This window comes from Candidatus Thermokryptus mobilis (assembly GCF_900070205.1).
Taxonomy (GTDB): Bacteria; Bacteroidota; Ignavibacteria; order Kryptoniales; family Kryptoniaceae; genus Kryptonium; species Kryptonium mobile.
In genome coordinates, this window is the sequence record NZ_FAOO01000016.1 from 30306 (window position 1) to 43650 (window position 13345).

The 13345-nt window shown below is 39.5% G+C and carries 8 protein-coding genes; all 8 read right to left on the reverse strand.

Annotation, left to right across the window (positions count from 1 at the left end; all coding sequences use genetic code 11):
• Positions 1-5: 5 nt before the first annotated feature.
• Entirely contained in the window at positions 6-818 is an 813-nt protein-coding gene (locus FKZ43_RS09460; RefSeq protein WP_140945648.1) for a carbohydrate ABC transporter permease, read from the reverse strand.
• Positions 815-1678 (reverse strand): carbohydrate ABC transporter permease, encoded by an 864-nt coding sequence (locus tag FKZ43_RS09465; protein WP_235894738.1) that lies wholly within the window; start codon positions 1676-1678, stop codon positions 815-817. The genes FKZ43_RS09460 and FKZ43_RS09465 overlap by 4 nt, the downstream gene beginning before the upstream one ends.
• The gene (locus tag FKZ43_RS09470) at positions 1675-2949 is read right to left on the reverse strand and encodes an extracellular solute-binding protein (RefSeq protein WP_140945650.1); all 1275 of its coding nucleotides are present in this window, start codon (positions 2947-2949) and stop codon (positions 1675-1677) included. Before FKZ43_RS09470 ends, FKZ43_RS09465 begins: the two co-directional genes overlap by 4 nt.
• Positions 2946-4955 carry a T9SS type A sorting domain-containing protein gene (locus FKZ43_RS09475; protein ID WP_140945651.1) on the reverse strand — a complete coding sequence of 670 codons (2010 nt, stop codon included), beginning with the start codon at positions 4953-4955 and terminating at the stop codon, positions 2946-2948. Before FKZ43_RS09475 ends, FKZ43_RS09470 begins: the two co-directional genes overlap by 4 nt.
• A gap of 14 nt (positions 4956-4969) precedes the next feature.
• Entirely contained in the window at positions 4970-5992 is a 1023-nt protein-coding gene (locus FKZ43_RS09480) for a PorV/PorQ family protein (protein ID WP_140945652.1), read from the reverse strand.
• A 16-nt stretch (positions 5993-6008) separates the two neighbouring features.
• Positions 6009-9188: a fibronectin type III domain-containing protein gene (locus tag FKZ43_RS09485; RefSeq protein WP_140945653.1), complete on the reverse strand. Its 3180-nt coding sequence runs from the start codon at positions 9186-9188 to the stop codon at positions 6009-6011.
• A gap of 22 nt (positions 9189-9210) precedes the next feature.
• Positions 9211-11853 (reverse strand): TonB-dependent receptor, encoded by a 2643-nt coding sequence (locus FKZ43_RS09490; RefSeq protein ID WP_140945654.1) that lies wholly within the window; start codon positions 11851-11853, stop codon positions 9211-9213.
• Between the two features lie 62 nt (positions 11854-11915).
• The coding region (locus tag FKZ43_RS09495; RefSeq protein ID WP_140945655.1) for a FlgD immunoglobulin-like domain containing protein at positions 11916-13345 on the reverse strand (1430 nt) is incomplete at its 5' end.

The window sequence follows — 13345 nt, forward strand, 5'->3', positions numbered from 1 at the left end:
TGTTTTTATTCCTTTAATCCCGTTCTCGCCAAACTCTCAATGAAATATCTTTGAAAGAAAACATATGCAACGATAATCGGTAAAGCCAGCAATGTTGCGGATGCAAGCTGAACGCCAAGTTGACTTCCAGCTTGTCCACCAACAACAAAAATCGTAACAAGTTGAGGCATTGTCATAAACTTCTCACTCCTTACAACTATAAGGGGCCAAAGAACCTCATTCCAACTTGATGTAAAGGTTAAAATCCCAACCGTTGCAACCGCTGGCTTTGATAATGGAATTATTATCTTGAAAAGAATTTGAAGGTTGTTGCAACCATCAATCCGAGCCGACTCAATCAATGACTGCGGTATCGTCAGAAAAAATTGTCTGAAAATTAAAATAGCAAGCGAATTCATCATCGCCGGGAAAATCAAACCAGCGTAAGAATCAACAAAACCAAGTTTAACTATAAGGACATATGTTGGTATAAGTGTGATCTGAAAGGGTATCATCATCGTGAACAAGATAAGAAATAAAATTAAGTCTCGCCCTTTAAAGTTCAATCTTGAAAGCGCATATCCTACGATTGAACCAAATATTATGACGGAGAAGGTGATCGCCGTTGACACAAACAAACTATTGAAAAACGCTCGGACGATAGGTATTTTTGCGAAGACGGTGGAATAATTTTTAAAACTTAAATTTTCCGACATAAACCACAACTCTGATATCTGGGTTTCCGGCTTTAATGATGCAAAAAACATCCACAAGAATGGATATGCGAAGAAAATAGCCCCGATTACAAGAGTTATATATGTTAGTGCGTTACGCCTCAATATACTTCCCTTTCTATAAATTTTCTTTGGATAATGACGATGATTAATATCACCATTGCGAAGAAAAAGCCAAGCGTCGCAGCATAGCCCATATGGTTGAAATAAAACGCCTGATTATAAATATAAAGCATAGCTGAAAGGGTGCTGTCCAATGGACCTCCACCAGTTAAGATATACGGCTCAATAAATAGAGAAAAGCCACCAATGGTTGATAAAACGACAACGAGAACAACAGTTGGATTTAAAAGTGGGAGCGTTATCCTGAAGAATTTTTGGAAATTTGAAGCACCATCAATTTCAGCGACCTCATAAAGTTCATTCGGTATGCTCTGAAGCCCAGCAAGGAAAAGGACTATATAAAACCCAACATTTTTCCAAGTAGCCATCACAGCAATTGAAGGCATAGCAATTTCCGGACTCACAAGCCATGGGATTTTCTTAAAACCAAGACCCAAAAGCATTTGATTTATTAAGCCCGTTTCATAGGCATATATCTGTTGCCATAGTATAGTTATAACAACACCAGAGACGACAACTGGAAGAAAATATAGCGCGCGAAAGAAAGCACGAAATTTTATTTGCTTGTTAAGAAGATTTGCGAAAAATAAAGCTATAACAATTTGAAGCGGTATGTGAATTGATAGGAAAATTAAGGTGTTAATTATTGCCTTGAAGAAAAGCTCGTCCCTAAACAACCTCACAAAATTTTTCAGCCCGATGAATTCCATCGGCGTGACTATGTTCCAGCGGTGAAATATAAGTATAAATGAAAAAAACAAAGGATAAGCAACAAATGCGGCGAAATAAACAAAATAAGGCATAACCATAAAATAGCCAGCTTTGCTTTCAACCCTACTCATTTTGACCATTCAATTATAACTTTTGTTCTCTTAATCAAATTTTTCACCGCTTCATCAGGCGATTTAGCACCGTAAACAGCGCACGCCTCAAACTCACGCGAGATCGCATCAAAAACCTCCTTCATCTCAACAACTTCATCAACCCCTCTTGTAAATGGCGCTTGCTCTGCGAATATCTTCATTTTTAAATTTCGGTTAAAATAATCCGCAAATTTTTTATTTTCAAGCAAATCACCCCTTATCGGAAGCTGATTGCAAATTTCAAGCAAAAGCGAATCCGAATACTCGCTCACAAGAAACTTGACAAACTCCCAAGCTTCCCTTTTATATCTCGTTGTGCTGAATATGGCGATGTTCTTGGGATCACCATAAGTGTAAACCTTGCCTTGATAATCGTCCGGGACTGGAATTGGAGCGAAATCATACTCAAACCCGCTCGGCTTATTCCCCTCAAGATAAGTTATAGTCCAAGGACCGGTAAATCTCATTGCGATTTTTTCGCTCAAGAAGGGATCAACTTGAAAATTCGTAATTGGGAAATATTTCATTTTAAAACAGGTTCTAAAAAAATCAAACACTTTAACAGCAATCTCATAATCAATGTCAAGGTCATCACCTTTAAAAAACGTTCTCCCACCGGATGAAGCGATATAAAACGGATAAAAATCAAAAAACCTCTGCCACCAGATCGGTCTTATATCCGTATACCCTGGGAATATCCCAAGCTCTTTTATTTTCTCACACGCCTCAAAAAACTCGGAATATGTCCTTGGTGCTCTCTCAATCCCTGCTTTTTCAAAAATTTTAACATTATACAAAAGCATCACAGGGTTTGTCTTCCAAGGAAGTTGATAAAAATGCCCATCCTTTGACCTGAAACTTTCAAGCAAATCAACTGGGATTTTCCGGGCACTGATAAGAGAATCAAAATCTTCAAATTCATCAAGCGCAACTAAACCACCAGCTTTTATGTATTCAGCTATTGCCCCTGGCCAGATATTTGAACAAACATCTGGGGTTGTTCCCCCAGCTATCGCTGCTAGAAGAACTTCCTCTGAGGATTGACCAGCTGGTAAAGCTTGAACTTCAACTTGAATCTCAGGATGAAGCCGATTCCATTTATCAACAAGAATTTTTGCAAGCTCAATCTCCTCAGGATTTGGAGCGCACCAATACGTTAATTTTTTGTTCGCCTGATTAAAAGCATTTTTCCGATCACTTGAGCACCCAAAGACAAAAAACAAAATAAATAAAAACAAGAACGATTTCATCTCAACAGTATCAACTTTTTTATTTTTGAAAATCCACCAGCATCAACAAAACAGAAATACAATCCGCTTGAATTATTATCAAAATTTAATTTTAACAACCCTGCTTCAGATGTCATCTCATCAACCTTCCTCCCGCAGATGTCAAAAACTCTCAACTTGAAGATGCCTTTGCCCTTTAAAAAAACATTCGTTTCCCTGTTAAATGGGTTTGGGAAAATATCAACTTCAAAATCGTCTAAATCATCAAAAGAACCTCTTTCCTTAATTCCAGTTATCACTGCGCGCTCAACTTTCAATTCAGCCCCATCAGGACTTTGAAAAATCTTCCTCTCAACGATTGGTTGAATTATGAAGTAGTCAATCCAGACGAAATCGCCAACACCTCTGAAATAGACATCAATCGTATGTTCTCCAGAATGAAGAGGGAAAGAACCGTTAATTCTATCTATCCAGATATAATCTTGCGACGAAGAACCGCTCATATCAAAGTAAAACTTATAAATTGAATCAATCACGATTTCAACCCCAGCATAACCGCTTGGTAAACTCCTCTTACGATATTGAACATAAATCGTGTAAAAGTTCAAATCGTCATAAACATTGTCAATGTCAAACTTAATTCTTATCCCATCCTCATTCTTAAGCTCAACGAGACAACCTTTACTTATGTTCGCCCAGTTGAATTCGCTCAAATAAATTTTTTTCGGGTCACCATATGTTGAAGCAAAATTTTCAGCTTCAATTATCTTATAAGAATTGTCCGACTTTGTCTTATAAAAAAGATATCTTGAAGCGATATCATCGTAAAGCGCTGTCTGTAAGCCAATAAGACCCTCTGAGACGGATTCAGCCCCTGAGTTTAAGTTCATCGTTCCATCTGCTTTAACCGCATCATAAAACCTGCCGGTTGCAGAATCATAAACCGGATAATTTGCTATGTTATTTCCGAGCCACCAAGACCCATAAAGACCGCCGAACATTCTGTAAGTTGTGTCCCCTGTTATCTTTCCATATTCAATGAATGCTTGAACGATCGGAGCGATGCCATAATTTATCTGATCACCCCTTTCTGGATACGGCTTTATATCAGTTAAATCAAACGATAGAAGCATTTTTTTATAAAAGTTATCTATTTCCCTTCTTGCCGACTCAATCCAATCCGCTCTATTAAAAATTTTCCCGGCTATAAGAAGCGCATAAGATTGTCTGCTTCCCCAGGAATGCCAAATGTAAAGATTTGGAGTGAAAGATGGATGCATCCCAAAAGGAAAGTCATCCTCATCCCCAAATTGATATGTTGAGATCGCTTTACAAAGTTTTTCAACAACCCACTTTGCTTTTTCGCTTTTTGAAAACTCATAATAAAGCGACGCTCCTATAACCGCCTCAGCCGATGCATCTGCGCCATTTTCAAGTAGCCAATAACCTTGCGCTGGAACTTTCCAATTTATAAACAACTCGTAAATATCGGACTTATTTATCGTCCTTATCGCTTTTGACAATGCCCTTTCAATCCTAACTGCAAGCGTATCTTTAAACTCTTTCTCAACATTAAATTTTGAGAAAATATTATAAGCATAGCCCATAGCCCAAAGTGCCCTGCAAGCCCACCACTTAAAACTATCATTGTTGCTTGTTTGACCGAATTTATTTATTGAAAGGTCCTCATAAACAAAGTTATAAAATCCGCCATCCTCCGCTTGCATCTTCAATGTAAATTTAAGAAGAAGCTTCGCTTGATTTAAACTATGCTGGTCTCTAAACCTTTCATAATGCATAAGATAAGCAACCGAAGCTCTGGTTGCGTCATCAACGCAGGCAATCCCCTCACCCAGTGCTGGGACATATTTATAATCGGGATAATTTGAATATATATGAATTATCGCAACCGTATCAGCATCCATCACAACCTTTTCAACGAGATAATCAATGTGCTTTAAATTTATATCAAAGCTTTGCGAAAAAGCTATATCAACAAGGAAAGCGACGAAGATTAATTTTTTCATAAACTTTCCAAAATTTAATATTCAACACTTAACACAACTGTATGGACACCTTTCAACCTGCCATAATCGTTGTATGAGTAATCAAACTGAACCTTCATATCGCTAAACGGAATTTGCATCTTAACACCGGCGCCAAGAGATAAGCCACCTTCACCATCTTTTAAAAAGAGCATTTGATAACCGCCTCTTATAAAGAACATGTCCCTAAAAGAGTATTCCGCACCAGCGTTTATATATTGATAATTGTCGCTTGGGTTTACAGCGTCTGTTGATATCATAAGCTTACTGGCTTCTGAATTAAAGATATAAGTTGAAATCCCAAACTGAAAATTCAATGGTAATTGCCAGTTATCAGTTTCAAGCATTGCGGGTATCCTATCATTATTCCCATATTTATTTGGATCTGGGTCATAGAAAACTCTGGCATCCCTCCCATACATTCTCATACTTGTACCAAAATTTGAGATCGTTGCTCCAATGGTCATACCACCGAAGAAATCCGTTTTAAAAAGCGTTCCAACATCAATGGCAACAGCCCAAGCCGACATGTGCCATATCCTCTGCCGAATATATTTCGCATTAAATCCTATTGAAAACCTATCTGTTAAATTTCTCGCATATGTCAAACTTAAAGCGAAATCGTTCGCATTAAAATATTCCCCTGTCCCCTCAGGTCTTTCAACCGTTGTAACCGGCATATCAGGTATGGTCAAAGTTGTCAAGCTTGCTCCAAGCGTCCCAAAAGAACCAACAGGCAGGACAACCCCTATAAAACCAAATTTTGTATCCGCAAGCCAACTTGTATATTGAAACATCGCTTTTATTCCCTCGCTCCTTGCGATACCACCAGGATTCCAATATAAGGCGCTTGCATCATTTGCGACAGAAACAAATGACCCACCCATAGCGGTTGCCCTCCCTCCAACAGGTATACTAAGAAAAACAGCAGCTGTTGTCCCAACTTTTGAAACATTTGATACAAAATTTTGCGAATAAGAAAATGAGACGAATAATAAGATAAACCAAACTTTTTTCATGGCACAAAAATTGAATTTATTTTATCACTGCGAAACGTCCGATTTTTTCGCCTATCCCTGGGGCTTCAACATGATAAATGTAAATCCCATAAGCTATATCCATTCCATCCTTTGAAACAAGGTCCCATGAAACAGCCCCGTAATTCTCACTCCCGTTGTAAACGATTGTATCAACTAGGTAACCCCTGATCGTGTAAATTCTTATCGTGCAATTCTTTGGCAAATTTACGAACCAAATTTTCCTTTCACCCCTGCCAGCTCTGTATCTATTTGCCGGTTCCCAAGAAGCTGTAGCAACATAGGGATTGGGAACAACGGAAATTTTATCAAGGTCACTTTTTGCTTTTTCAAAGTCAATTCCCTGACCCCTTACCTTAAACTCAAAATATTCTCCATTTCTAAATGGCTTCCTTGTAGCGATCAAATAAACATCCCCGGGGGACGGTGGAATTTGAACTGGTTTCAAGGTGTCCTCAAAGAATTGAACCCTCCAAGTCGCCTTCCAACTTCTCGGATTTGGCCTCTGAGTTGCTGAATCGCCACCAAGAACAATTATCAACCTGTCCCCTGGGGAAAGCGTTGAATCCTTATCTGAATCAAAGAAAATAAAATCCGCCTTTTTACCCTCTGTGAGATTCCAAACCGTGAATTTAACCGGGATTCTCTGCTGTCCGAAAATTAACGCAAGAGAAGTATCAATAACTTTGTCGCTGAAACGAACCTCAAAATCAGCAGGATATTTTATGTTCCTCACTACAAAAGTTGGATCAAGGTCAACTCTGACGATATAATTTGAATTACCCTTGACCCATCCAGTCCTGTTGTTGTCAAGACTAACAGATGAATCGTTGTAAAGATAAATCACAAGACCATTGAAAATCGGCGACTCCTGACCGTAAACTTTTAACTCAACGGTATCAACAATTCTAATCCCAGATGTCAAGTCATAGATTGAATACCTTGGAATAGCTGAATTATAAAATTTTGATGTGTCAAAGAAAGAGACCCTATAAATATGCCCATCCTTTATTGAGTCGGGTTGAAGTATATGAACCTCAATTCTGCCAGTTCCGGGTCCAACATGCGTTAAATTTCCATCAATACCTGCCTCAATATAACCAGCGGATGGGGGATTTGGAGTGACAACGGCTGTGTTTATATCTGGCTTAATCGTTCCAGTCACATCAGCTTTTATAATTGATGTACATTCAGATGGAGCAATCCCATCAATGTTTCCATAAGCATCCCTAGTCACATAACCCCTATCATAAGAAACAACAGCATAATAATATGTCTGTCCATTTTGAACATCTTGATCAACAAATGAATGTCTCAAACCGGAATCATCTCCGAGATAATACTTCAACCCGTAGATATCAATTGGATGATAACCTTTTATCCCGTTTACAAGGTCAAACTGTGCTATGGGCTTTTTGAACAACTTATTACCGTGTGCATCAGTTATAACAAATGCTTCAAGAAAACTTGGATCCGTGCTCTTATAAATTTTATATCCCTCAAAATCATACTCCTGAAGGAACGGGTCCCAAGAAAGTTCAGCTCTTGAATCCCAATAAAGCGTAACCTTCTTATCACCGGGCACAGCTACAAGTCGGGGCTTTTCAGGCGGTTTTGCAAATCTATAATTTGCATTGTAAATCTGTTGAACTGTCTTTTTTCTTTTTATCAAATCATCTCTATCCTGACCAAATAAAAGAGCCATTGAAAACCTCTCAACATGACCTGCTGGCATAGGGAAAATCCCAGATGAAAAGAACATCCCAAGATTGACCGCCTGAAGAAGTTGGTCCTTTTGTGGGAGAGGTGCAGTAAAAACGCTCCAATTTTGCTCATCGTCCCAAAGTTCATAAGTATGAACAGGGAAAATTGAAAAACCAGTCAAACCGATCTGATCTGATTCATCCTTGTCAAGAATTCCAAAGTTTGGCTCACCTTGATCTGGACGACCATTACCTTCGCTACCATCTGGGTCAGGTCCTGTATAACCCTCGTCAAGTGGACCAATTCCGTCACTTCCAACATCATCATTAAGCGGTTCGCCGGGGTCCCATATACCATTTCCGTTTAAATCAGTGAAGCCCCGCCAATTCATGTTCTCATCAGCTGTCCACCAATAACCTTGCCTTACAGCAGGGATATCATCGACGCTTGAATAGTTGTAAAACCTTAAAAATTTCGCCAGGTCATAATTTGCCTGAATGTAACTAATTATGTTTTCTTTCCCCACTATAAGCTGACCGGCATCGGGGTCATTTCTTCGCTCATCAATAATCCCATCGTCATCATTGTCTTTACCGTCATTTTGAATCCCTGGGCTTTCAAGAAAGGCATAACCTGCAACACCAACTGGACCCCATCGCCCTGGAGTTCCAATGCCATCTGAGTCAAAAGCCCAAGCGATGTCAAGTTCCGTATCATACAAACCAGAATCATCACCTGAATCATCCGTTCCTCCAACTCCCCAGTCAATATATTGAGCAAATAGAGCTTTTTGATAATCCGTCTTCCCTTCATTTAAAATTTCATAATGCCAAAAAATAACATCTTGTGCAAGCACATGTGACCATTGAAAACCACGCATTGCAACCTCCATTCCAATTCCCCTTCTTGTTGTATCGGTTGGGTCGGGATAAAAATCCCATTCTTCGTCTGGATCATCATCAAAGACAAAATATGTTTCAAGATCAGCGTTTCTAACACCTTTTCCGAAATATCCATTCCAATAACCAGCCCAATCTGGCGGTCTATCGGGCCAAAATGCTGGCCAAGTTGAGGGGTCATTGCTCATAGCTGGCTTCGGTTGCGTCGGATTTGCATACCCTGGCAAAGGAGCCCAACCCCATGGGGTTCCATCAGGTCCTATGTCAATAAACTCACGATACATCGTCTCCATAGGATGAATTATTTTACCAGTTCTATCCCTCGTCTCAACTTGAACTATCATAGCAACACCGTCAACATAAGAATGACCGCTACCCTTGGGCCACTCTCCACTTGGTTGATCAGGCCAATGAGCAACCTCACCGTGATTAAAAAACATCGTCCTGACCATGTTCCCATCCATTATCCCCTGCTTGGTGTATTTCCTGTGCCCGACATTTGGGTCTGGTTTAACATGCTGTGAAAATAAAGCAAGTGGAATAAAACTCAAAAAAAGCAAAAACTTTTTAATCATAACAGGGGGAGAATTTTTATTTTTAAAAGTCAAATGAAATCCCAAAAATAACCTGCCTTGGCTCAGAGTAAAAATCAGGTCTTGTGAAATATTCCTCAACCGTGTTTATACCCCTGGGACGACCAGAATAAATCGTAGATAAAGTGTAGCCAGCCCGACCTGTATCACCAAAAACTTCAATCTCGTTCTTTATATCAAACACGTTGTAAACTTTCACGAAGAATTGCATATTTAAGCCAAAGAGTTTAAAAATCTTATAAAAATAAAGATCAAAATTATAAACTGGCGGTTTGTTATCGCTGTTTTCAACCGCTATTCTTTGATTTTGAAAAGCTGGTGTGTAAGGAAATCCCGTGCCAAGTTGCCCAATTAAACTTAACACAAAGTTATCCGGTTGCCCAAGTGAAACCGTAAAGTTGAGAGAATGCCTCCTATCCCAATCAAGAGGAACGAGCTGCTTATTACCTTCAATCGGAGGATCAGCTTGATTGTTTAAAAACTCTGCATCAGGATCAGACGCGTTGCCACGGGCAAGCTGAAGGGTATAATCAAGTGTGGCACCAAAACCATCCCTAAATCTTTTCTCCAAAGATACCGTTATACCACGAACATTACCATAATCTCTATTTATATACCTTGCAAATTTATCAACATTCAAATACTGATGGATCTGCATCCCAAGAAGATTTCTTATGTCCTTATAATACCCAGTTATATCAACTGCGATATCATCGCTAAGCTGTTGCTGTAACCCGATCTCATAGCTTACAGTCCTCTGTGGCTGAAGGTCGGCGTTTCCAATTTTACTCTTTAACCTTCCAACCTCAATTTCAAATTCTGGATTGGTGTAAAGAAATTCAAACGGTGGGATTTGAAAGAAATGTCCGTAAGAGATGTGAATTACACCCCTGTCAGTTATAGGATAAGCAAGACCTATTCGCGGACTGAGTTGATATTTTGCCCTCGCCTTCCTAAATAAACTATCAGGAAGCGGTCTATCCGAAGGGAGATGATCCGGATCAATCAAAACTTTACCATCCGGTTCAAAATAATCAAACCTTAAACCTACATTCGCAACAAGATACTCAAACTCCATCTTATCCTGAAGATAAGCAGAAAACTCATACGGCTTGTGAAGATATTCGTTGTTATTAAAAGATGTCCTCGGTGGAAGCGATGGAACAAACTTGTCTTTAAATCTCTCATCCCGAACTATCTCATATTCTCTTAGCCACAAACGATGGAACCTAAACTCAATCCCCGTCTTTATTTGATGTGTCAATGTTATCTGATTCGTATAATCAACCTTTGCGATGTATGTTCTCGTGTTTCTGAAAAAATGCCACATCTGAGACCCACCCGTCAAGAAGGCATTGTTGCTTGCATCTTGAAGTCGTTTCGGATCAGGATAAAGATTTATGTCCTTCCAAACATATTGCTGATAATCGTTATAAAGAATTGAACCTTTCAAAGTCAAGAACGAAGATGAACTCACCACATGGGTATAGTTGAGCGTCAAGGTATACGAGTATTGATATCTTTTGTAGTCCCCATCAGGATTGTATTTAAACCTGTGGTCATAAATTTTGAAAAACCTGCGCTGATAAATGCCTTCAAGATTTAGCTTGTTTGAAGGCGTAATCTTAAACGAAATCTTACTCTGAAATGTCAACCTTTGCTCCGGATTCATCGGAACATATGCACCATCACCCGTTGCACCAATATACCACTTAGAGGGGTCATCCGAACTGAAATTTGATGAGTCATATGGAGTAAAAATTCTCCTACCATAAATCCAACCGTCGTTTTTATAGTATCTCCACGAGAAGAAAAAACTAAACCTATTTCCAAGAAACGGAAAAGGTCCGCCAAGTGTCCCTTGAAAATTATATATGGAGTTTGGTTTTATATCACCTATGTTCATAAAAATATCGCGGTGCGAAGAGATATAATCACCAAAATAACTTGAGAAACTCCCGGAGTATTTATCCCCACCCTCTTTTGTTATTATATTGACGACACCGGACATCGCCTGACCGTATTCAGCATTAAATGTGCCAGTTATAACCTCCATTTCTTGTATAGTGTGATTTTCAACTTGGATTGCATAAGTATTTGAAAAGACATCATTTACAGGAATACCATCTACAAGATAAGCAACTTCACCTATGCGACCGCCACGAAAATGACCTTCAACAACACCCGCTTTAAGATTAACTAAATCGGTGAAATTCTCAACCGGTAACTTCTCAATCATATCCTTACCTATCTTCACCGTCGTTGATGTCAGATCTCTTTGAACAAGTGGTCTTTCAGCCACAACAAGGACTTCCTCACCAAGTTCAATCGCAACCTCTTCAAGCTTGAAATCAACCCTTGTAGTTTGATCAACCGAAACGCGAACATTTGTAACCCTCACAGTTTTAAAACCCACAGCACTCGCACGCAAAGTGTAAATTCCGGGTGGAACATTAAGTATTATATAATTTCCTTGCATATCAGTTGCTGCCCCAAGCGTAGTCCCCTCAATTATAATGTTCACAGCAAACAACGGCTCACCAGTTGATTTATTCACAACCCTGCCGGTTATCTTCCCCGTTGTTCCCGAGAAAAGAGACCCAAAATTCAAAACTAAAACCAAGATAATGAAAAATTTTCTCAACATATCATCTCACCCTTTTGTGAGATTTTTTAAATTAACAGGGGGCACAAAGTGCCCCCAAAATTTTATTTGAGCAAAATCATCTTCCTAGCAATAGCATTTCCACCGGCAACAAGACGATATATATAAATCCCCGAAGATACACGTATCCCATTGTCGTCTGTTCCATCCCAATAAATCCTATACCTGCCCGCATCAAAATATGAGTCAACCAACGTCCTCACCTTTTGTCCAGCAAGATTGTAAATCTCAAGCTTCACATGACCAGCCTCAGGTAAGAAATACTCAATCACAGTTGATGGGTTAAATGGATTTGGATAGTTTTGATACAACTCATACTTTGATGGTATGTTACCATCTCTAACAAAAACCTTATCGTCAACCCCAACAACTATATCGCTTATCGGTGCAAGTGCAAAGTCGTCGTAGAAGACTTTTCCATAGAAAAGTGGCCAGAACCTTGCTCTAACACTTACAGCAACGACATCATCATCTGGAACAGTTATAACAGTTGCAAACTGCGTCCAATCAAGGCGACTTAACCCTTGATCCCTCATAAACTTCAAATCAAACTTGTAATCCTCTGCCCTCTTCTCACTCCAACCGGTATTCGGTCCAACTACCCTTGTGTGCCAAGTCCAAGTAAAACCAATAGCATAACTCTCATTCAAAAGTGAATCAGGTATCAAACTATCTATCTTAACCCAAGCACTCAAAACATACTTCTTACCCTTACCCTTAACAGGCAACTCATATATGTCACTTATCCAAACAACCTCATCACTATCCATATCCCACTCAGCCAACTTCAACGACTTGCTCCCACTATGACTCGCCTCGGAACTAACCGTAGCCGTTATATACTCATTCGTCCCAAGCTCAAAATCCTTCCACCAATAAAACCATCCCTCATTCGCATTAAAACTATTGTTAAACAAACTACCTACCCAATCCCAACCTTCCGCCCTCCTACCATACAAAAATAAATCATCAAACCAAACACTACCCGTAGCATCCTTACCACCAACCAACTTTACTATCAACTTATACGCAGTATCAGGCAAAACAACAGAAACATCATTTTCTATCCTTGTCCAATCAACACTTGAATTCTCCTGCGGAACATATACCCTAACAGGTTGACCACCTATCAAATTATCAGCCCTGTCATAAAACGAAAACTCAATGTAAAACCTCTGATCATCACTCTGAGGATTAACATTTACACCACTCGTCTTAACATATCCACCCATCACAAGCTCCTTCCCAGGAAATATAAAAGGCGCCCAATATGTGCACATATTCTCGCTCTCCCAATAAACCGCCTCCGATGTAACCCCCTTCGCTATCTTCAAAGAATAATCCCTACTCCTACTCTCATCAGTAGCCCACTCAAGAACCGCTCCACTTACACCCCTCGCACCAAACAAAGCAGGATTACCAGACTCAAACCCACCATTGCGCAAAACAACATTATCAGGTAAAGGTATCAGCA

What these genes read in the sequence shown, in the direction of transcription:
- FKZ43_RS09465 (WP_235894738.1), bottom strand. Translation starts at nt 1,678, where the DNA reads ATGAGTAGGGTTGAAAGCAAAGCTGGCTATTTTATGGTTATGCCTTAT.
- FKZ43_RS09470 (WP_140945650.1), bottom strand. Translation starts at nt 2,949, where the DNA reads ATGAAATCGTTCTTGTTTTTATTTATTTTGTTTTTTGTCTTTGGGTGC.
- FKZ43_RS09475 (WP_140945651.1), bottom strand. Translation starts at nt 4,955, where the DNA reads ATGAAAAAATTAATCTTCGTCGCTTTCCTTGTTGATATAGCTTTTTCG.
- FKZ43_RS09480 (WP_140945652.1), bottom strand. Translation starts at nt 5,992, where the DNA reads ATGAAAAAAGTTTGGTTTATCTTATTATTCGTCTCATTTTCTTATTCG.
- FKZ43_RS09485 (WP_140945653.1), bottom strand. Translation starts at nt 9,188, where the DNA reads ATGATTAAAAAGTTTTTGCTTTTTTTGAGTTTTATTCCACTTGCTTTA.
- FKZ43_RS09490 (WP_140945654.1), bottom strand. Translation starts at nt 11,853, where the DNA reads ATGTTGAGAAAATTTTTCATTATCTTGGTTTTAGTTTTGAATTTTGGG.